Raw genomic sequence first — 21,245 nt, forward strand, 5'->3', positions numbered from 1 at the left:
AAAAAATGCTGCCTGACTTTTTACAGTCAGAGCAGCTCTTTTCTTATTCATTCGATTTTTTCTCGATTTCGATGTCCGCTGAGTAAATATCATGAATCGTCCCCTCTTCATCGAGCAGCTTTAATACGCCCTCTTCTGTAATACCGAGCGCTTTTCCGCGAATAGTACCGGATACTGTCCGCGCCGCAATTTTTTTGCCGATCGATAAAGCATATTTTTCCCAGCGTTTTTTAATATTGGTAAAGCCCTGTTTTAGATAGATATCATAGTATACTTCAAGATTTTTTAAGATTTCTTGGACGAGCTGCGATCGTGAGACAGGTCCTCCTTTTTCGATAGCGAGCGAGGTAGCAATCTCTTTTAATTCATCCGGAAATTCTTTTTGATTCACATTAATGCCAATGCCAATGATAATGGAATGAATCCGGTCAGCATCAGCCTGCAGCTCTGTTAAAATGCCGGTGATTTTCTTGCCATTTAATAAAATGTCGTTTGGCCATTTAATTTCTGGCTGTAGCCCGGTCACCTCCATAATGGCCTCGACAGCGGCTACCGCTGTAATTAAGGTGAATTGGGGCGCCTTATACGGCGGCAGTGAGGGTTTTAATAAAACACTCATCCAGATACCGGTATACTTTGGTGAATGCCATGCTCGTGTCATCCGGCCGCGCCCTTCTGTTTGCTCTTCAGCAATGACGACCGTGCCCTCTTTAAAAGCCTCCTGCGCCAAGCGATGGGCTTCCTTTTGGGTAGATGACGTCGACTCCAACGCCACAATCTCCTTGCCGAGCCAATTCGTTTGCAAGCCAATTAAAATTTCATTTTCAGTTACCTTATCTGGCTTCGTCAAAATACGGTAGCCTTTTTTTCGAACTGCTTCCAGTTCAAAGCCTTCCTGTCTCAATGATTCAATATGCTTCCAAATAGCCGTCCGCGAGCAGCCGAGAATTTCCGCAAGCGCCTGACCGGATACAAATTCCCCATCCGCTCTGGAAAACGCCTCTAATAATTGCTGTTTTACAGAAGATTGCACGCTTCGAGCCACTCCTTTATTTTATCTTTACAGTTTTCAACTTTTTTTTGCACAACAGCCCGTTCAATCATTTCAATATATTGTTTCATCCACGGACCACCCGTTTCATGCTTCCACTCTTTTAGTTCCTTGCCTGTAATGGCGAGTTCTTTTCTGTTTTTGATCGGAAGTGCTGCATGCTGCCGTTTGAGTTCTTCTGCACGCGGCGGTCGGCCAGCATAAAGTGCACTCACCGCCTCTGCATCTACCGCTCGTTCTATCCCGGCCTCGTATAAGGAAAACTCAGACCAGTCGCCTTCCTGCACTTTAAGAAACCACTCATATGTTCCGGCTAAATATTTTATTTTCTTAGCCGGCATCCTCCACTCTTTCAACCAATCGCCCGGCTGACCAGGAGCAAGAAGGACGAGCAAGAAAAGCCAGTTTTGCCTAGCCGTTAAGCGGCTAAGATCATAAGAAAGCATCTGATCGATTAGCTGTTCCTTTCCCGTGAGTCCGGGCAAGTAAGCCAACAATCCACCATTGACTAATACCCGCAGGCCAGCTGTAACTTCTTTTCCGGCAAGCAGCTTATCCATCTCCATTAGCTTGCGCTCAACGGCAATGTGCTGCAGCAAATGAGCACAACGGCTTAAGGCCTCTTCGGTTTTCGGATGTAACTGAAAACCAAGCTGGCTGACAAACCGGGCTGCCCTCATCATCCGAAGAGCATCTTCTGAAAACCGCTCTCTCGCCTCACCGACCGTTTGAATTTGGCGCAGCTGCAAAGCCTTCTTTCCATCAAACGGATCGATAATAGCTCCATGCCGGTCCATTGCCATTGCATTAATAGTGAAATCTCTTCGTTTTAAATCTTCTTCGAGCGTACGCACAAAGGCCACCTTTTCCGGACGGCGAAAATCTTTGTAATCCGACTCTGTTCGAAAAGTAGTAATTTCATAGCCGTCTCCCCGCCAAATCACAAGAACTGTTCCATGTTCAATTCCAACATCCACTGTTTTAGGAAAAACGCTTTTCACTTCTTCCGGCAAAGCAGAGGTAGCGATATCAACATCTCCAATCGGCCTATTTAGTAAAAAATCCCGCACCGCTCCCCCTACATAGTAGGCATCAAATCCTGCTTTCTCCAATTGTTCGAGGATTGGGGCGGCTTGATCAAATATTGATTGGTTATTCACAATCTACACCTGCCTGTTCCTGAAACAGGCTAAAATACAACTTTTCATATTCACAAATAATGCTGTCTGAATGGAAGCGGGTTTCCACTGTTTTTAGCGCCTCTTCACTCATCCTTTGATAAAAAGCATCATCGGTCAGCAATTGTAAAGCTTGCTTCGCCATCGATTCAATATCCCCTACTTCAGAAATAAAACCGTTTTTCTCATTCTCAATGACTTCTGGAATGCCGCCAACATTCGTTCCGATACAAGGTACTCCACAAGCCATCGCTTCTAATAGCACAAGGCCGAAGCTTTCTTTTTCTGATAAGAGCAATACAAGATCACTGAGCGCATATAACTCCTCTAAATTATCTTGCTTGCCAAGAAACAACACACAATGTTCCAAATTCAATTCAGAAACGAGTTTGCACACAATCGTCATTTCCGGGCCGTCTCCGACGAGGAGAAGTTTCGCTGGCATATGCTCTCTTAATTTCCTAAACACACGGACAACATCCGGTACTCGTTTGACACTGCGGAAGTTCGATACGTGCATAATGACTTTATCCTCTTCGGCAATCCCTAGCTCTTTACGAAGCGGATCATTTGCCGGTCTTCTCCGATAAACCCGCTCATCAATAAAATTATAAATTGGCTGAATGCTCTTTTGAGGCTGAATCACATCCATCGTTTGAGCAATCAGCGCTCGTGACACAGCGGTAACAGCATCTGATTCTTCAATTCCAAAACGGATCGCCGCTGTTAGAGAAGGATCGTGGCCCAGCACGGTAATGTCTGTACCGTGCAGCGTTGTGACGATCTTAATATTAGAACGAGCAATTTGTTTGCCTAAAATAGCACAAACAGCATGCGGAATCGCATAATGCACGTGCAAAAGATCAAGCCGCTCTCTTTTAATAATTTCTGCAATTTTATTGGCTAGTGCAATCTCGTACGGCGGGTGCTGAAAAACAGAATATTGATTCACGTCCACTTGATGAAAGTAAATGTTCGGATACATTCGATTTAGCCTAAATGGACGATCTGTTGTAATAAAGTGAATATCATGTCCTTTTTCTGCCAGCAGCTTTCCAAGCTCCGCTGCCACTACGCCTGATCCACCGACAGTGGGGTAGCACGTAATTCCTATTTTTAATTTCATTATGACTCCCCAATCAAATCTTGTTCTATTAATAAAGGTATGGCGGTTAAAAAGCCCTCAGCAAATGTCCGCCCCACTTCTTTTCCCATCATACGGTCTCTTGCTTCCACTGCTTCTATGTAGCCGTTCGTTAAGGGGGTGGCGACTGACTTTTCCCCCATCTCAAATTGACTTTGATAAGCGCGCAGACTTTGTTTTTTCTTATCCATACATTCGGTTGTATCTACGCAAAAGTCGGGTTTATGGAAGCCATTAATCATATAGAAATAAAGACGGCTTGCTTTATGGGCCTCTTCCTCACCGTTCGTTTTATATTTTCTAATGCCCGCGGAAAAAAATGCTTCCTGTACAATCCGCGAACAAGCTCCATGATCAGGATGACGATCCCTCTCGTAAGGAGCGAAGATAACTTTCGGTCGGTAACGGCGAATCATCTCTGCCGCTAATCGAATCGCTTCCTCGGTTAAGAATAATCCGCGATCCGGCAAATCAAGCGTCACTCTCTCTTGAACACCTAGAAGAGAAGCGGCTCTTTTCGCCTCTTCTGCCCGAGAAGCTACCGTACCGTTAGAAGACAGCTCTGCTTTTGTGAGATCACAGAAAACAACAGTTTTACCTGCAGCTGTATACTTAGCCGCCGTTCCCCCCATGCCAATCTCAATATCATCGGCATGGGCACCGAAAGCAAGAATATCTGCTTTAATGGTTTCCATATGTTGGCCTCTTTCCATGCAATTGATCAAAGTCACCCCGCTTGAGACCTTCTACCAAAATGGTCCCTGTGCCGATATTTGTTGCCAGCGGGACAGAATATACATCGCAAAGCCGGACAAGCGCCGATACGTCTGGCTCATGCGGCTGAGCTGTAAGCGGGTCTCTAAAAAAGAAGATTAAATCCATTTCCCCTCTGGCAATACTCGCTCCAATTTCCTGATCGCCGCCAAGCGGTCCAGACTGAAAGCAATGAATAGACAAACCGGACGTCTTCATCAGCCGCCGCCCAGTTGTGCCCGTTGCGAACAATTCATGTTCAGAAAACACGTCCTGATGCTCCAGAAAAAAGTTAATTAAGTCATCTTTCTTCTCATCATGGGCAATTAAAGCTATTTTCATAAGCGCCTCCTTAATCTAAAATGTTTTCCATGCCATAAATAAGTGTTTCCACCTTCACAACCGTTTCTACACATACTTTGACTCCTGTCATAAAAGAAGCTCGATTATAGGAATCATGGCGAATCGTCAATGTTTCTCCGTCTGCTCCGAACAGCACCTGTTGATGGGCAATCAATCCTGGTAAGCGCACGCTGTGGATATGCATCCCTTCCATATCAGCGCCGCGTGCCCCTTTCATCGTTTCTTTTTCTTCTGGGTGTCCCTGTTGTTTTCTTTCTCTTACTCCAGCAATCATCTGTGCCGTCTTAATCGCTGTGCCGGATGGGGCATCTAATTTTCTATCATGATGAAGCTCAATGATCTCTACATCTTGGAAGTATTTAGCAGCCATTTCAGAAAACTTCATCATTAGGACTGCACCAATCGCAAAGTTTGGCGCAATAATGCACCCAAGGCTTTTTTCCTCAGCCAGCTCCTTTAATTCTTTTAATTGCTCTTCTGTAAAACCAGTCGTACCAACAACTGGCCGAATGTTATGTTCAAGTGCCGTCTTCGTATGTATATATCCTGTTTCCGGTGTCGTTAAATCAATAAGCACATCTGCTTCTACTTCGCTAAAGCATTCATTTATATCTGTAAAAATTGGTGCCTCTACTCCTGAAAAACCTTCAATTTCACTGAGCTTCTGTCCATTGTATTTGCGGTCTAAAACAGCAGCAAGCTGTAAGTTTTTAGACTGCTCTACCATGTACACTGCTTCTTTCCCCATTCTTCCACGCGGTCCTGCAATAATAACTTTAATTGTTTCCATTCTTTATTCCTCCTCTTTTCTCGTCCAACGATCTTTATCTCTCGTATTAAACTTCTCCATAACCTGTTCATGAGCTGCTTGCAGATCAATATTTAATGAATTGGCTAAACAGACGATGACAAATTGCAGATCCCCAAGTTCTTCCGCAATCGTTCTCTCCTCTTCTGTTGCTTTTTTAGGCTTCTCTCCATAGTAATGATTAATCTCACGGGCTAATTCTCCTAACTCCTCAGTGAGCCGAGCCATCATAGCAAGGGGGCTGAAATAGCCTTCCTTAAATTGGCCGATGTACTCATCAACCTCTTTCTGCATCTCTTTGATCGTTTTGTCCATGTCTTCCCTGCTTTCTTCCTTAATTAATTTTATGTTAGCTAATTCTTGAGTAGTTGACAATGAATTTATCCTTCTTTAAAGGCTTGACTTTCACGTTTCTTATTGTCGAATTCTATCCAGTTCTATATAATGACAGGTATCAATAATTGTCTTAATATTAATTCAAAGGTGGCTGGCATATGATATTTGGCATGAAACTTAAAAATATTCTCTTTATTCTTCTGGGGAGTGCCATTTATAGCTTTGGCCTTGTTCATTTCAATATGGAGAACAAGCTTGCCGAAGGTGGCTTTACTGGTATTACTCTCCTCTTGTACAATCTGTTTAAATTCGATCCTTCTTATACAAACTTAATTCTGAACGTGCCGGTATTTTTTATCGGCTGGAAGCTGCTCGGCAGAATGTCATTTTTCTACACGATCACCGGAACTGTTGGCGTGTCTATTTTTCTGTGGATTTTTCAACGCAAGCAGCTGCCTATTCCGCTTCATGAAGATTTGTTTCTCGCCGCTTTATTTGCAGGTGTCTTTGCCGGTGTGGGGCTGGGTATTATTTTCCGTTACGGGGGGACGACAGGAGGAGTAGACATTATCGCCCGGCTGATTCATAAATATCAAAATGTAAGCATGGGAAAAACAATGTTTTTATTCGATGCTGTCGTGATTGCCGCATCTCTGCTCACCTACCTCCATTACCGAGAAGCCATGTACACACTCGTCGCCGTTTTTGTTGGAGCCAGAGTGATTGACTTTATGCAGGAGGGGGCCTATGCAGCAAGAGGGGCTATGATTATCTCTACTCATAACCAAGAAATTGCCGAAAGAATCAACAAACAGATGGAAAGAGGCGTCACAATATTAAAAGGGCATGGAGCATTTACGAAAGAAAACAGAGAAGTCTTATATTGCGTAGTCGGCAAAAATGAGATTGTCCGTCTAAAAAACATTATTAACTCTGTTGACCCGCACGCCTTCGTTTCCGTTACGGTGGTTCACGATGTGCTCGGCGAGGGATTTACCCTTGATGAGAACAAGCAGCCGATCCAAGTATAAAAAAAGCAGGGGATTCGTCCTCCTGCTTTTCTTTTTCTATTAAATTAATCCTGACTTTGCTGCATCCCGGTAAACATTAGGATTAAACGAACCAATTCAAGAACAGCTACAGCTGCGGCAGCGACATACGTCATAGCTGCGGCATTTAACACTTTGCGTGCTTCTCGCTCTTCATCGTTACGGATAATCCCCGCCGACACAATTTGATCCATGGCACGTGAAGAAGCATTAAACTCAACAGGCAAGGTCACCATTTGGAAGAGAACAGCAGCTGCCATTAAAATAATTCCGAGTAAAAATGCACCTGTCATTGATGTAAATATACCAATCATAATAAAGATCCATGATAAGTTTGATCCGATATTGGCTACCGGCACAAGAGCATGACGGAAGCGAAGAAAGGCGTATCCCTCTTTATCCTGAATAGCATGGCCTACCTCATGGGCTGCCACAGCAGCTCCAGCAATCGAATGACCGTGATAGTTATTAGGAGAAAGATGTACCGTTTTTGTCAATGGATTATAATGATCACTTAAAAAACCACTCGTTTCCACTACTTTAACATGGTGAAGACCATTTTCATCTAAAATGCGCCGAGCAGATTGTGCTCCAGTTATACCGGTAGAAACAGGTACTTTTGAATATTTATTGTACGTACTTTTTACTTTCATCTGTGCCCATATTGGAACGAGAATAAGAATAAGAAAGTAAATTAAAAAGCCCATTATTTGGTGTTACCCCCATTTGTATTTTATTTAATACACCTTTATTTTACCCTCTCCGGTCTTTTATATCAATTATTCTGCTTCTCTCTCTCCTCGGCCTTCTGCGCTTTATACTTCTTCCAGCCCACGTAGGAAAGCGTGATAATAATAATTCCGCCAGTGATGCTAATCACCCATCCAAGAGAAGGCTGAGTAGAATCTTCTTTTTGCATTTCTTTAAACACCATTTCCACTGCTTTCTCAAGTTCTCCAATTTCAGCTTCGGCAGAAGACTCTTCTAACATCCTCTCTCCATTGTGTTCTATATAGCGAACTTGTTTATCAAGCATTTTCACTTTCTTTTCAGAAACATCTACTTTTAAACTAGGCTGGATCATGTAATAATTAGCCAAAAATCGATTGAGGGATTCATGAAAACCGGAGGAATCAGCTGCAATAGAAGAATTTTTTAAAGATTGCAGCGAAGACATAACAGGCTGTTCCATTTCAATCCATAACGGCTGGTAGCGGGAAACAACCGCATCGGCTGCTAAGCGGAAGGTTGTCACTGTTTCCAGCGTCTCTGTTTCTTTTCCTTCTGGGGAATCAATGACTTGCAGTGCTTCACTAAGAGCCGTCGATAAAACTGTCCAGTCTTCTATAGAAAGCTCACTTTCCTTAAACTGAATGTGTATAAGTTCAAGCTGGACAGCTTTTAACTGCGCTTCTGCATCCCCGTAAAGACCAGCTTTCGTGAATTCTAAAGCCTGGCCGGCTATTTGATCTATTCTAAGAAGGCGGGCATCGGCATCCTCTGCCTGGCTATGAATGGGAATAATAAATAAGCAACAAATAAGAAGCAAGCATTTTATTTTTTTCATTTCTCTCCCTCCTCCGCTCCTGCTGTTAATATATGCATGAGCGAAAGAAACGAGAAGAGAAACTTCATAAGTATGTCCTTATTTGCTGTTAGTCTTTCTTTAAAGTGTCCATTTCAGACGCTTTTCTCGAACAGCTAAATACCAGGCAAGGAAAATGGAGCCTACACTTAGCCAAAAAGTGAAATAGCCGATTTCTTTAATATATAAGTTTAATTGCGGGTACACCGGATACTGCATATAAACATAATCAATGATTTCGTTATGAAGGGCCCAAAGAGCAGCTGCAACTAAATGCCATACCTTAACCCGATAAAACGGCGCATAAAGAAGCCCTTGAACAGCCATCCCTAAATGTGAAGCCATTAGCATATAACCTTCCCATGGCAAATAGCCAGTCACTTTCAATACGAGTAGGTTCATCACAACTGCCCATATGCCATATTTGAATAAAGTGATAATAGCCAATGCTTGAAAAAGCCCCCACGATTTTTTCCATAAGAAGCCGAGCAGGACTATCGTAAAAAAGAGACTGGCTGTAGGACTATCGGGAACAAATGGCCAGAAATACCAAGGGGTATCAGATAATTGCGGCATGTACCATATGTATCCGTAAACCGTGCCGACTAAATTAATAAAAAATAAGGTCAGCAAAAATCTTTTGTTCGCTAAAAACCAATATACATATTGCAAAATGGCACCATCCTGTCTTCTCTACTAAATAACCCGGAAATATAATGAAATGAATACATTTATTATATAGAAAAAAAGATGCCCCATACAAGACAGGACATCTTTTCTTCGTATTATTTTAAGTTAGAAATAAATTCAGCCATTTTATCGAGCTCTTCGTCCGTGCCCTTGAACATATTTGGAGGCATAGCCCCTTTACCTTCATGAGCAATCTTCTTAATTTCTTCCGGCTTTAATCCAGTGCCTACAAGAGATGGTGCTGCAGCACCGCCGGTTAGATTTTCACCGTGACAGTTAATACAGCCATTCTTCTGGTCAGCAAAGATTTTGTAGCCCTCGTCGTTTTTATCAAAATCCGCCTCTTCGACAATTTTACCTTGTGCTTCCGCAGCTTCCCAGTCATGGTGAATAACAGATTCCCATGTTAAGAAAATAGTTGCTGCTAAAGCAAGAAGCATGAAGCCTGTAGCGAACGGACGCTTGATCGGTCTGCGTTCCGGTCCACGGTCAATAAATGGAGCAAGTAAAAGTCCTCCGAAAGCTAGTCCTGGAATAACGAACGCCCCAATTACATTATAAGGTCCGGAAGCGTACGTATATTTCAGTAACTGGTAAAGAAATAAAAAGTACCAGTCTGGAAGTGGAATATAACCTGTATCCGTCGGATCCGCGACACGCTCAAGCGGAGATGGATGTGCTACTGTCAAGCAGAGATAACCAACTAAGAAAACGGCACCGACCATCCACTCTTTTAATAAAAAGTTCGGCCAAAAGGCTTCAGTTTTACCTGGATATTCCGAATAGTCTTTCGGAACATTCGGTTTGCGTACTGCCGGGATACGCGAATCACCAACGAATTTCATCCCTTTTCCACGATGCATGGCGTTCCCCTCCTTTAAAAAAGATCTTTACACATTCAATGAAATTTTAATTTTACAATGGTCCGGAAATACCTTGTCTGCGAATCATGATAAAGTGGGCTGCCATTAAGCCAAGCAATGCTGCCGGCAGGAAGAACACGTGAATCGCGAAGAAACGAGTAAGTGTTTGAGCCCCAACAATATCAGGATGACCCGCAAGCAGGATTTTCACCTGTTCCCCAATAAACGGAGTAGAAGCGGCAATTTGAATACCTACCTTCGTTGCGAATAACGCTTTCATATCCCATGGTAATAAGTAACCAGTGAAACCGAGACCAAGCATAACGAAGAAAATCAATACGCCGACTACCCAGTTTAATTCACGAGGTTTTTTATAAGCCCCTTGGAAGAACACACGCAAAGTATGTAAGAATATCATAACGATAACTAAACTCGCACCCCAGTGGTGCATACCGCGCACGATCATACCAAACGCTACTTCATTTTGAAGATAATAAACAGATTCCCAAGCATTTTTAATATCAGGCACGTAATACATTGTTAAAAACATTCCTGATAAAATTTGGATAACCGTTACGAAGAATGTTAATCCGCCAAAACAGTAAACGAAAGCCGAAAAGTGATGGGCCGGGTTTACATGTTCAGGCACTTCATGATCAGCAATATCCCGCCACAAAGGCGTAATATCTAAACGCTCATCAACCCAATCATAAATTTTGTTCAGCATGAATTACGCCTCCTTTACGCGATGGTTTGTGGCTCTGGCTTGCCAAGCTGCAAGAAACCGTCTTTTACTTTTGTTGGGTAAACATCAAGCGGTCTTGTCGGCGGTGTACCTGGAATGTTTTTTCCACTCTTTTCATATAAACCACCATGACAAGGGCAATAGAACTTGTTTTTGTGACCGCTTCCTTCCCAGTCAACCGTACAGCCTAAGTGTTTACATACAGGTGAAAGGGCAACGATTTCGCCTTTATCATTTTTGTAAACCCAAGCTGTCTGTGTAACGTCAGATGTGTACCATGCATCTTTTTGTTCGTAAGAGAAGTCCACACGAGTTGGTTTCGTAGACAATTCATCCACTTTCTGCTTCGTTGTGTGGTATTCGCCTTTTCCACTATGCGCCAAAACCGGATCAATTGCAAAACGAACCATTGGCATCAACATGCCAGCTGCCATAAAGCCGCCAACGCCTGTCAGTGTATAGTTAAGAAATTGACGTCTTGATACAGGTTGTTTACTCATTCTTTTCCCCCCTCTATTGTAAGCTGTGTCCGCAATGGACAGTATATAAGCGCACAAACATAAACTAGGACATCACTATGATAATCCAAACTTGGAAACAGGTCAATATCACAACGTTCAAAAATGTGTCAAAGTGTGTGACGATTTTCTGAATTATGACAAATCCTGCTGCCATTTGTGGACGATTATATTGACAAATTGTTTCGCTTGATCTTCTATGAGGGAATACTTATAAGAGTCTTCCATATGCTCAAGCGGTACGGAAGGCACCCAAATTAGTGAGCCATTAATCTTGTCTTCAGCAAGCTTCCAGCTGCTGTCTGAAGTAAAGAATAATGCATGCTGAAAGCCCGCCTTGTCCAATTCTTCAGCTAGAAGATTTAAGGCTGCAAGTTTTCCCTCTTCTTCCTGTTGTTTGATATACGTAAATGGTGGGAGAAGCAGTATTCTTCCTTTAAATTGCTTCTCAAGCAGTGTCGTTAAAAGCTGAATAAATTCATATTGGGAAGCTGTTTCTTTCATATCACTTTCAAAAGAAATGGGAACAAGCGGCACAAGTGCCGTATCTATGTATTCTTTTTGCTGTTGAAAGCTTTCTATATCTTTGCCATTCCAATTCATGTTGTCCACCTCTTGTTTCATAATGTCATGGCGACTCATCAAGAATCGTCCTTTTTATCCAGAAATAAAGTCTTTTGCCTGTGGCAAAAGACTATTTCAACGCATTCAATTGATCAGTCAGCTTTAAGAATGCTGCTTTGTCTCCATGATCAAGCGCCTTATCAATGTCTTTGAGCAATCGCTCCTTCTGAAAACGATAAATTCCTTCTTTTAGAAAGTTTTCAGCGAGTGCTTTATCCTTTTCTGTAATTCTTAAATTCCTTGGCATGAATGGATTCTCTTCCATAACAGCCGCATACTGATGAGAAACATTCGAAGACTTGAACTTTAACTCAATATAAATGTCCTCTTCTTTGTTTAGCCGAATATCGTGGAATGACTTTTCGGCATCAGTTGTCATCACGTTTTCTTTAAAAAAACGAAATGGAGCGCTGTCTACACAATGAGTAGACATAATCATTCCGCGCGGACAATATTGGGCATCCTCTACAAAATGTACCTTTTCCATCAGTTGGTCATGGCTCATTAAGTAATTTAAAATCCAAACGGATTCTCTTCTTTTCAATTGATAGTGATTTAAAAACCAGCGGATAAAATCTTTTTTCTCATGAACAGATACAGGGGCAGCCATTTTGTAAATCCCTCCTCTGTAAAGATAGTCATTTAATTACTCTGAAAGCCGCTCAATGAGCAGCAGCCACTCTTCATTTGCCGGATCATCCTGCAGCAGTTGACGGAATATTTGCAGGGCTTCTTTACGCTTTCCTTCTTCCATTAAGAAATATCCATACTCTTCTAGAAAGTGGGCATGACTTTTAAAGAAATTATATGCTTCTTCATATGCAGTTAATGCCTGACTATACTCTTCCAATTCATTGAGGGCTTTTGCCTCATCCCATAAAAATTGCGGGTCTGCTTCCCCATCCTTTTTTAGCAGCTCTGTAATCTCAAGCACATCTTCGTAGCGCTCTTGATGAAAAAGCAGCTTATTCAAGGTAAGAGCGGCTTCCGAGAACTCAGGGTCTAATACGAGGGCGGAACGCAAATAGTGCTCAGCCTCCTCTTCACGGCCTAATTTCAAGCTAAGTTTGCCGGCAATAAGATGAAGCTCTTTATGAAATTCATCATGACGAATTCCCTCTTTAGCTGCCTCTAGCCCTTTTTCTAACTCCTCCTCGTGCTCGTAAGCTTTTGCTAAATACAGATAAATAGAATGATAGTCCGGATCGAGTGCTTTTAACTCTTCAAATTTAGCGATCGCCGTTTGATAAAAACCAGCCTGAAATGCAGTAAAAGCATAACCGAACAGCGTGTTAATCTCTAAGTGCTGATCAAGCGCCTTTTCATAATGTTCCAGACTTTCTTCAAACGCGCCGCCTGCGCTTAATGATTCGGCTAAGCGCTGGTCAATAGAAATACCAGCTATCTCTTGCTGACCGCCCGCGAGTAACTGTTTATAAAGGCGGATCGCTTCCAGAAACCTTCCCTGCTCTGAGTAAAATTCAGCGAGCGCAAATTGAATGACAGGTTCATCAGGTAACAATTCATTTGCAGCTTGCAGCTTTTGCTCGCTCACTTCATACAACCCCTGCATTTGGTAGAGATCTGCGAGGAGCAAGAGCGCCCTTGGGTAATTTTCATCCGTTTGATCCAGCTGCTCAAGAAGAAGCATGGCCTCTTCTTCTTTATCCATATCAACGAGCACTTCAGCTAGAAGGACAAGCAATTCTCCTTCTTCTGGAAAGGCTTCAAGAAGCTTTTCATACAGCTCTCGCGCTTCTTCGAGAAAACCTAGACCATACAGTTGTTCAGCCAGGGCAAACCTTTCTTCGTCCGAGGAAAACGACTGAACTTTTTTAAATAGGGAAAGCGCCTTTTCATTTTCCCCTCTTTCCAAACTTTCGAGCATTTGCTGTGCATAAGACATTTTCTTCGAATCCTTTCTGAAAAACAGTTTGCTGCTACCCAGGCTGCTCGTATACACTTATCCGCCGCACGCAGAGGATCTTCGTGTATTGCCAATCAGCCTGACGGTGTTCATCACATTCCTTATCAACACCTTGTAATATTGTTATCATAGTGAAAGAAAAGCCCGACAGCAACTTTTTTATCTGTAATAATTAATACATTCTCCAGGAAAGAGCATTTTCCTTCCTCATGTAAAAAAAGGAGCCGATGAAATCAGCTCCTTTTTATCTATACGTATCGCTTTTATAAATCAGTATCTTTGGTTGATTATTTTTGAGTCAGCTGTTTCATATCTTCAAAAAAAGAAGGGTAGGAAACGGCGATAGACTCAGGGTTTTCGAGCGTAATCGTTCCGTTAGCCACAAGAGACGCAACCGCGAGCATCATACCGATCCGATGATCTCCATGTGATGAGACACGCGCTCCAGTCAGCGGGCTCTTGCCATATACAATCATACCGTCCTCGGTTGCCTCAATTTCCGCTCCGAGCTTTTTCAATTCATTTACAACTGTATCAATGCGATTCGTTTCTTTTACTTTTAATTCTTCCGCATCTTTGATGACGGTCTTTCCATCTGCTTGGGTAGCAAGTAACGCAATGATCGGAATTTCATCAATCAGCTTTGGAATCAAATCGCCGCCAATTTCAATGCCATTTAATTGGGATGTACGAATCGTAATCGTCCCTATCTCTTCTCCAATCGTGTCACTCGCTTCAACCTGAATATCTGCACCCATTTGAATGAGAACATCGATAATTCCCCTTCTTGTCGGGTTCAAGCCCACGTTTTCAAGGACGATTTCACTGCCAGGCACCATAGCGCCGGCAACGAGAAAAAAGGCCGCTGAAGAAATGTCTCCCGGTACATATACATTCGTGCCTGTAAACGATTGGCCGCCTTGTACGACGATTTCATTGCCTCGTCTAGTAATATCCCCGCCGAACTGCTTGATCATTTTTTCTGTGTGATCACGGGTTAGCTGCGGCTCCGTAATAACCGTCTCTCCCTCTGCCTGAAGAGCAGCAAATAAGATAGCGGACTTTACTTGAGCGCTGGCTACCGGCAATTCATATTGAATGGCATGAAGTTTAGAACCATTAACGGCAAGCGGAGTAAACCGGCCGCTGCTTCTTCCGTTAATTTTTGCCCCCATGCTTGTCAGCGGCACGACTACCCGATCCATTGGCCGCTTGGCAATAGATTCGTCGCCAATTAATACAGTGTGGAATGGTCTTCCAGCGAGAATCCCTAACAAAAGTCTCGTCGTTGTACCTGAATTGCCGGCATCAAGAATTTCGGTTGGCTCACTTAATCCTTCCCAGCCCTTTCCGTACACAATAATTTCTTCATCGGTTTCTTCGATGCTAACCCCTAGCTTGCGAAAACAATCAATCGTCCGCAAACAATCCTCACCCTTCAAAAAATGTCGGATCGTTGTTTTACCTTCTGCTAAGGCACCGAACATAACCGAGCGGTGGGAAATTGATTTATCTCCTGGTACTTCTATTCGCCCATTCAGCGGGGAATTTGTTAGTTCTAACTCCATTTCCTTCATCGAATCACCCTTTAGGCTAAAAATAAGTCATAGTTTGTTTGCTTTTCTATACATTGCTGTGCCCGTTTCCGATCTCTTTCATTTTGAAAGCTAATCACAAGCACTCCGTACACATCTTCTCGCGTTTCCATAATTCTAATGTTGGTAATGCTGATTCTTTCTTCTGCTAAATAGGCCGTAACTTCCGATATTACGCCTGGATAATCCGGTACATCGACGTATAAATCATAGAATGAAGGAATCGCCCCCATCGCTTTAGCAGGAAGATCATCTCTAAATTCTTTCGCTTCATTAAAATAATCAAATAGAAGAGGCGCACTCTCTTCTTCCAAAATTTCTATTACTCTCTCCATCTCTATTTTCCAATCATGCAAAAGTGTCAGCAATACGTCTTTGTTATGTAAGGAAATATCCTTCCACATTTCAGGATTAGATGAAGCGATTCTCGTCAAGTCACGAAATCCACCAGCCGCAAGACGAGAAATGAGAGAATTACTATTATTGTATTTGCGAGCTTGGTGAACAAGAGAAGCCGCGATCACATGAGGAAAATGGCTGACGACACCTGTCAGGCGATCATGGTCGTCAGCAGAGATTTCTATTATTTTAGCTTTTGTTCCTTGCAGCCATTTTTTCAGGACGGCTATTTGCTTTTCATTAGCCCCTTCCCCCGGGGTTAACAAATAAAAGGCATTTTCAAACAGAAGTTCTTTGGCAGCTGCCACTCCGCTTTTGTGAGATCCAGCCATCGGATGACCACCAATAAACGTGATCTGACGATCCTCCAAGATAGCCGCACAGGACATAATTCGTTTTTTCGTACTGCCTGTGTCTGTAATAATAACCTCTTCTTTTAAAGTAAATTCAGCCAGCTCGTTAATTAGCTTTTCTGTCTGTAAAACAGGTACAGCTAAAACGATTAGATCGGCTTGTTCAGCCCCTTGCTGAAACGATTCTGCTTTTTTGTCAATGATATTTAACGCTTCCGCAAGACCTACTTCATCTTCGCGAATGTCGTATCCGATTATTTCTGCCTGGGGATGGGCTGCCTTGATCGCTTTCGCCAGTGATCCGCCAATTAATCCCATTCCGGCAACTAATACAGTTCCTCTCATTCCACAAGCACCTACTGTCTAATCGCGTTTTCTACTATGAAACTCTTCATAGCTTGAATAACTCCTTCATTTTGATCGTGTGATCCAACGGTTACCCGGACCGCGCCTGGGCAGCCAAGAGCGTTTCCTGAGCGGACGATATAGCCTTTTTTCATTAAATACTCAAACAGCTGATCGCTGTCACATTTAAAATCGATTAAAATGAAATTTCCTTCCGATGGATAATAGTCTAGATCTTCTTTTTGACAGAATTGGTAGAACTGTTCGAGTCCCTTTTTATTCTCTTCTTTACACTTATTCACAAACTCTTGATCCGCAAGGGCAGCTAAAGCCGCACCTCCTCCAAGTGTATTAATATTAAATGGTTCACGCACTGGCTCTAAAGCACGAATGATTTCTTCAGAACCAAACCCATAGCCAACACGGAAGCTAGCGAGTCCATAGATTTTGGAGAATGTTCTTAAAACAATGACGTTTGAATAATTTTTCGCAATCTCTAAAGCATTATAATAATCATCCGCTGTTACGTATTCATAGTAGGCTTCATCGAGAACAACGAGAACATCAGTTGGTACTTTATCTAAAAATTGAATGAGCTGCTCATTGTTAATATAAATCCCCGTTGGATTGTTCGGACTGCACAGCCAGACAACCGCTGTCTGTTCGTCAATGGCTTCAAGCATGGCATCTAGATCGTGAGCGCCGTTCACAAGTGGAACCTCGCGAATTTCTGCTCCTTCCACTGTTGCATTGTGTCGGTATTGCGGGAAAGTAGGTGTTGCCATCACCGTATTTTTTCCTGGCTCAAGCAGAGCTCTAGAAATAATTAAAATTAACTCATCAGAACCATTGCCAAAAATAAGCTGCTTTTCATCTACACCAAGAAATTCACTAAGAGCAGAGCGCAGAACAGTTGTATAACCATCCGGATAAAGGGCGTAGGAGGAATCATACGATTGTACCCATTCTTTCGCTTTATTGGATGAACCGAAAGGATTTTCATTTGATGCAAGCTTAACGATTTTCTCAAGACCGTATTCTTTTTTTACATCTTCAATTGAACGTCCAGGCTGATAGGCTTTCAGACCATTAATTTGTTGTTTCCATTTCATCTTCATCACAATCCCTTCTTTTGGTTACTTGCTCAGCTGACCGCATTGGCTTGAATGTTGCAGATCGGGCCGCAGCTTTACAGCTTCTTCTAAATAAATATGTTTAACTTCTTGCTGCGCCGCTTTAGTATTCACATGCATCATAACCCTAATGCATTGCGCTAAACTGCCGGGTACCGGGATCTCATTCATGCACATTACCGGTACATACTCCCACCCGGATAGTCTCCTTAAAGCTCTCGCAGGAAAAGCCGCATCAATATCATTCGTTACGGAAATAAAAACCGAGCAAACATCCTCAGGCTGCAAATTATTTTGTTGAACCATTTCTTTCAAAAGCACTTCCGTACAATCGATCATTTCTTTTTCATTATTTTCTTTTACCGTCGTTGCTCCCCTGATTCCCCTGATCACACGGCAGCCTCCTCTCTCATAAATCGATCGGCCTCTTCTAGTTCCTGCCGGCTCATTTCTTTCATAACCGGTCGCCCTACTTCCTGCAATAATACAAAACGAATAGTCTCACCGATCGTCTTTTTATCTCTTGCCATTAATGTGTATAGTTCTTCAAACGACAATCCGCTATTCAAATCTAACGGATAGCCTAGCTCTTTAAGCCAAACGATAAATTCTTTTAAATCGAATGACAAGCCTACTTTTCTTTCACTGACATGAAGCGCAAACACCATTCCTGCTGCTACAGCTTCTCCATGTGTAATCCGGCCGTAGCCAAGCTTTGCTTCAAGCGCATGACCATAAGTATGGCCAAAATTTAAATAGGCCCTGACTCCCTGCTCTTTTACATCCTTTCCGACAATCTCCCCTTTAATTTGGATGCCTTTTTCAAGACAATAAGCGAGAAAATCAGCAGACAAGTCTTTAAAGCTCTTAACATTAGCCTTTAACTCAGCTAAAAAAGCTGGATCAGCAATTAAGGCGTGCTTGATCACTTCCGCAAAACCAGAACGAACTTGCTGCTCAGGCAATGTTTGAAGAAAGCGAGTATCAAACACAACGGCTGCTGGCTGATGAAAATGGCCAATCATATTTTTGCCGAGCGGATGATTAATAGCCGTTTTTCCGCCTACCGCACTATCGTGGGCCAAAATAGTCGTCGGAATTTGGATGAATGAAATTCCCCGCATATAACTTGCTGCTACGTATCCAGCCAAGTCACCAGTAGCCCCGCCGCCGAATGCTAGGATACAAGATTTGCGATCAAGCCCTTTTTCAAGGGCAAACGTTAAACAGTTCTCAAAGGAAGAGAAGGTTTTAGCTGCCTCGCCATTCGGCACTGTCAGCCACTCACATGAGAGCTGAGGCGGAAGAGCCTGCTGCAATGCCTCACTATGTAATGAGGCAACAAGCTCATCAGCGATGACAAGAAGTTTAGTCGTCCCCTTTAAAGGACCGGCAAATAACTCAGTCAATTTGCTTAGCGCGCCTTCTCCAACGTAGACAGGGTAAGATTGATCTGGTGTTTCAATCGTTAACTCTCTCATGATTAGAACTCCTTTGCATAGCGCCGGAATTCTTCTAGCGACGCTGCTAACGTATCCATTCGGTCGCTATAAAATTGGTCAACAATAGCGGAAGCAAGCTCCCAAGCTACAACCGCTTCAGCCACAACCGCTGCTGCAGGTACCGCACAGCTGTCTGAACGTTCAATACTTGCAGTGAATGGCTCTTTCGTATCAATATCAACACTTTCAAGCGGTTTGTATAGTGTAGGAATCGGCTTCATCACCCCACGAACAACTACCGGCATGCCTGTTGTCATTCCACCTTCGAAACCGCCTAGACGATTCGTTTTCCGATAATATCCTCTTTCTTCACTCCAAGCAATTTCATCGTGCACTTCACTGCCAAATCGCTCTGCGGCTTCGAAACCAATTCCGATTTCTACCCCTTTAAAAGCGTTTATGCTCATAACGGCTGCTGCAATTTTAGCATCTAACTTTCTGTCCCAGTGAACGTAGCTCCCTACTCCTGCTGGCATACCTTCGGCGATCACTTCAACAACACCGCCAATTGAATCACCGTTTGCTTTTGCATCATCGATGGCCTGCATCATTTTTTTCTCAGCCTCTTGGTCCAGACAGCGAACCGGTGAATTTTCACTTAACTCTTGTAATTGTGCTAAACTCTCAAATTCTACATGCTCGGCTTTAATGCCGCCAATTTCAATGACGTGAGAAGCAATTTCGATGCCTAAAAGTTTCAATAACTGTTTTGCAACAGCGCCAGCTGCTACCCGTACAGTTGTTTCGCGGGCAGAAGAGCGCTCCAGTACGTTTCTCATATCACGATGACCGTATTTTAAGCCGCCATTTAAATCAGCGTGCCCCGGACGCGGACGGGTAATCTGCCGCTTCATCTCTTCCCCATCTGCTTCATCAAACGGCTCACTGCCCATAATTTTTGTCCAATGCTTCCAATCGTTATTTTCAACGACGAGAGCAACAGGTGATCCAAGTGTGTAACCATGGCGGACACCGCTCTTAATTTGTGCCTGATCCTTTTCGATTTGCATTCTGCGGCCTCTGCCGTGCCCTTTTTGTCTACGGCTGAGCTCTTTGTTTATAGCTTCGGCTGTAAGCGGCATTCCGGCTGGCAGCCCTTCAATAATGGTTGTTAATTGTGGTCCATGCGATTCTCCTGCTGTTAAATATCTCATAATACTTTCTCCCTTCAACTCGTTAAAGCGGTTATGTACTACTATAACATATTTTTTTCATTGTGATTCAATTCTTAAGTATGTTTTTGAGAATTTTACCACAATTACAGGCACATTTGTCATAATTCTTTACATTTTTCGAAATATTAATGTCCATAAAGAAAAAGGCCTTTCTATGAAAAGCCTTACATTCTCTCTCCCTCTTTATTTAACTTTTTGGTAGAAAAATGTATCTTCTGCCTCAAAATGATAATCCCCCGGATTGAAGATTTGCTCTGTGCTGCCGACGAACAACACTCCGCCTTTCCTCAATGCTGCACTAAATTTCTTATACAATTGGTCCTTTGCTTCCTCAGTAAAATAAATCATCACATTCCGACAAATAATGAGGTCAAAACCCGAATCAAAGCGATCTGCCAGCAAATCCTGCTTCTTAAATGTGACCGTTCGCTTAACCTCTTCACTTACCGTATAAAAATCCCCTTGTTTCGTGAAAAACTTTTGTTTTTTATCAGCGGGAACCTCTGCGAGTGAACGTTCAGGGTATACTGCCCTCTTCGCTTTCTGAAGAGCATTGGAATCTAAATCTGTCGCCAGAATCGAAATTTGTGATAGCGGCAAATAATTGGAGAGAACCATTGCTGTGGTGTACGGTTCTTCCCCTGTTGAACAAGCTGCACTCCATATTTTTAATTTCTTATTTTCTGAAAGCAGCCGAGGAAAAATTTTTTTCTCCAGTACTTCCCACCTCTTAGCGTTTCGGTAAAATTCAGATACATTAATCGTCATTCTATCTAAAAACTCATTAAGAAGGTTAGGGTCTTTACTCATCAACTCAAAAAATTCTTTAAAAGAAGAGCAGCCTTTCTTTTCATATAATGAGGTTAAACGTCTTTTCATTTGGGCTTCTTTATATTTTCCAAGGTCGATGCCTGTTTTTCGTTTAATATTTGCTATAAAATTTTCATAATCATTCATATGTCCTTCCCCTTTCTCACTTGGACAACCATCGATAGGTATTTATTACCGTTCTATAGTTCCTATTATAACGAAGAGCAGGGGGGAAAGGAGATTATTTTTTGGAAAATTAAAGAACAATAAAAAAGAGGCTGCCTCAAGAGAGGTGATCC

Annotated in this window: 24 protein-coding genes; 1 reads left to right on the forward strand and 23 read right to left on the reverse strand. The window is 42.7% G+C overall.

The features are described 5' to 3' along the window. Positions 1–43: 43 nt before the first annotated feature. The 7 genes from AC623_RS12255 to AC623_RS12285 are packed head-to-tail and all read right to left on the reverse strand — an operon-like array spanning position 44 to position 5,612. Entirely contained in the window at positions 44–1,033 is a 990-nt protein-coding gene (locus AC623_RS12255) for a biotin--[acetyl-CoA-carboxylase] ligase (RefSeq protein WP_049662860.1), read from the reverse strand. Then, positions 1,018–2,211, reverse strand: coding sequence for a CCA tRNA nucleotidyltransferase (locus AC623_RS12260; RefSeq protein WP_231603496.1), 1,194 nt, complete (start codon positions 2,209–2,211; stop codon positions 1,018–1,020). Before AC623_RS12260 ends, AC623_RS12255 begins: the two co-directional genes overlap by 16 nt. After that, a complete protein-coding gene (gene bshA, locus AC623_RS12265) occupies positions 2,204–3,355 on the reverse strand; it encodes an N-acetyl-alpha-D-glucosaminyl L-malate synthase BshA (RefSeq protein WP_049662861.1) in 1,152 nt (383 codons plus the stop codon). Before bshA ends, AC623_RS12260 begins: the two co-directional genes overlap by 8 nt. After that, positions 3,355–4,068, reverse strand: coding sequence for a bacillithiol biosynthesis deacetylase BshB1 (bshB1, locus tag AC623_RS12270; RefSeq protein ID WP_049662862.1), 714 nt, complete (start codon positions 4,066–4,068; stop codon positions 3,355–3,357). Before bshB1 ends, bshA begins: the two co-directional genes overlap by 1 nt. Then, positions 4,055–4,468: a methylglyoxal synthase gene (gene mgsA / locus AC623_RS12275; RefSeq protein WP_049662863.1), complete on the reverse strand. Its 414-nt coding sequence runs from the start codon at positions 4,466–4,468 to the stop codon at positions 4,055–4,057. Before mgsA ends, bshB1 begins: the two co-directional genes overlap by 14 nt. 10 nt (positions 4,469–4,478) lie before the next feature. Next, on the reverse strand, positions 4,479–5,279 hold the full coding sequence (dapB, locus tag AC623_RS12280; protein WP_049662866.1) for a 4-hydroxy-tetrahydrodipicolinate reductase: 801 nt from the start codon (positions 5,277–5,279) through the stop codon (positions 4,479–4,481). Between the two features lie 3 nt (positions 5,280–5,282). Continuing rightward, the gene (locus tag AC623_RS12285; protein WP_082174545.1) at positions 5,283–5,612 is read right to left on the reverse strand and encodes a nucleotide pyrophosphohydrolase; all 330 of its coding nucleotides are present in this window, start codon (positions 5,610–5,612) and stop codon (positions 5,283–5,285) included. A 179-nt stretch (positions 5,613–5,791) separates the two neighbouring features. On the opposite strand from AC623_RS12285, the gene AC623_RS12290 reads away from it, so the two are divergent. Then, a complete protein-coding gene (locus AC623_RS12290) occupies positions 5,792–6,664 on the forward strand; it encodes a YitT family protein (protein ID WP_049662871.1) in 873 nt (290 codons plus the stop codon). A 44-nt stretch (positions 6,665–6,708) separates the two neighbouring features. Here the strand turns inward: AC623_RS12290 and AC623_RS12295 are convergent, their stop codons facing one another. The 16 genes from AC623_RS12295 to AC623_RS12370 form a co-directional block, all read right to left on the reverse strand. After that, the gene (locus AC623_RS12295) at positions 6,709–7,389 is read right to left on the reverse strand and encodes a zinc metallopeptidase (RefSeq protein ID WP_049662873.1); all 681 of its coding nucleotides are present in this window, start codon (positions 7,387–7,389) and stop codon (positions 6,709–6,711) included. Between the two features lie 68 nt (positions 7,390–7,457). Next, positions 7,458–8,249, reverse strand: a complete 792-nt coding sequence (locus AC623_RS12300) for a sporulation protein YpjB (RefSeq protein ID WP_049662874.1) — start codon at positions 8,247–8,249, stop codon at positions 7,458–7,460. Positions 8,250–8,348: 99 nt separating this feature from the next. Continuing rightward, positions 8,349–8,939 carry a DUF1405 domain-containing protein gene (locus AC623_RS12305; protein WP_049662877.1) on the reverse strand — a complete coding sequence of 197 codons (591 nt, stop codon included), beginning with the start codon at positions 8,937–8,939 and terminating at the stop codon, positions 8,349–8,351. A 113-nt stretch (positions 8,940–9,052) separates the two neighbouring features. Then, the gene (locus AC623_RS12310; protein WP_049662879.1) at positions 9,053–9,820 is read right to left on the reverse strand and encodes a menaquinol-cytochrome c reductase cytochrome b/c subunit; all 768 of its coding nucleotides are present in this window, start codon (positions 9,818–9,820) and stop codon (positions 9,053–9,055) included. Between the two features lie 52 nt (positions 9,821–9,872). Then, the gene (gene qcrB, locus AC623_RS12315) at positions 9,873–10,547 is read right to left on the reverse strand and encodes a menaquinol-cytochrome c reductase cytochrome b subunit (protein ID WP_049662881.1); all 675 of its coding nucleotides are present in this window, start codon (positions 10,545–10,547) and stop codon (positions 9,873–9,875) included. A gap of 14 nt (positions 10,548–10,561) precedes the next feature. Next, positions 10,562–11,065 carry a ubiquinol-cytochrome c reductase iron-sulfur subunit gene (locus AC623_RS12320; protein WP_049662883.1) on the reverse strand — a complete coding sequence of 168 codons (504 nt, stop codon included), beginning with the start codon at positions 11,063–11,065 and terminating at the stop codon, positions 10,562–10,564. A gap of 153 nt (positions 11,066–11,218) precedes the next feature. Next, on the reverse strand, positions 11,219–11,725 hold the full coding sequence (locus tag AC623_RS12325; RefSeq protein WP_082174415.1) for a YpiF family protein: 507 nt from the start codon (positions 11,723–11,725) through the stop codon (positions 11,219–11,221). Positions 11,726–11,777: 52 nt separating this feature from the next. Continuing rightward, on the reverse strand, positions 11,778–12,317 hold the full coding sequence (locus AC623_RS12330) for a ReoY family proteolytic degradation factor (protein ID WP_049662887.1): 540 nt from the start codon (positions 12,315–12,317) through the stop codon (positions 11,778–11,780). A 36-nt stretch (positions 12,318–12,353) separates the two neighbouring features. After that, on the reverse strand, positions 12,354–13,613 hold the full coding sequence (locus AC623_RS12335; RefSeq protein WP_049662889.1) for a tetratricopeptide repeat protein: 1,260 nt from the start codon (positions 13,611–13,613) through the stop codon (positions 12,354–12,356). Between the two features lie 308 nt (positions 13,614–13,921). After that, entirely contained in the window at positions 13,922–15,211 is a 1,290-nt protein-coding gene (gene aroA, locus AC623_RS12340) for a 3-phosphoshikimate 1-carboxyvinyltransferase (RefSeq protein WP_049662892.1), read from the reverse strand. An 11-nt stretch (positions 15,212–15,222) separates the two neighbouring features. Then, positions 15,223–16,326: a prephenate dehydrogenase gene (locus tag AC623_RS12345; protein WP_049662895.1), complete on the reverse strand. Its 1,104-nt coding sequence runs from the start codon at positions 16,324–16,326 to the stop codon at positions 15,223–15,225. Positions 16,327–16,337: 11 nt separating this feature from the next. Continuing rightward, positions 16,338–17,438, reverse strand: coding sequence for a histidinol-phosphate transaminase (gene hisC / locus AC623_RS12350; protein ID WP_049666589.1), 1,101 nt, complete (start codon positions 17,436–17,438; stop codon positions 16,338–16,340). Between the two features lie 24 nt (positions 17,439–17,462). After that, the gene (gene aroH / locus AC623_RS12355) at positions 17,463–17,852 is read right to left on the reverse strand and encodes a chorismate mutase (RefSeq protein ID WP_049662896.1); all 390 of its coding nucleotides are present in this window, start codon (positions 17,850–17,852) and stop codon (positions 17,463–17,465) included. Further along, positions 17,849–18,940, reverse strand: coding sequence for a 3-dehydroquinate synthase (aroB, locus tag AC623_RS12360; RefSeq protein ID WP_049662897.1), 1,092 nt, complete (start codon positions 18,938–18,940; stop codon positions 17,849–17,851). The genes aroH and aroB overlap by 4 nt, the downstream gene beginning before the upstream one ends. A 2-nt stretch (positions 18,941–18,942) precedes the next feature. After that, the gene (gene aroC, locus AC623_RS12365; RefSeq protein ID WP_049662898.1) at positions 18,943–20,115 is read right to left on the reverse strand and encodes a chorismate synthase; all 1,173 of its coding nucleotides are present in this window, start codon (positions 20,113–20,115) and stop codon (positions 18,943–18,945) included. A gap of 204 nt (positions 20,116–20,319) precedes the next feature. Then, on the reverse strand, positions 20,320–21,093 hold the full coding sequence (locus tag AC623_RS12370; RefSeq protein ID WP_049662899.1) for a CheR family methyltransferase: 774 nt from the start codon (positions 21,091–21,093) through the stop codon (positions 20,320–20,322). Positions 21,094–21,245: the final 152 nt, after the last annotated feature.

Origin of the sequence: Bacillus sp. FJAT-27231 (genome assembly GCF_001183975.1) — a bacterium.
Lineage (GTDB): Bacteria > Bacillota > Bacilli > Bacillales > Domibacillaceae > Pseudobacillus > Pseudobacillus wudalianchiensis.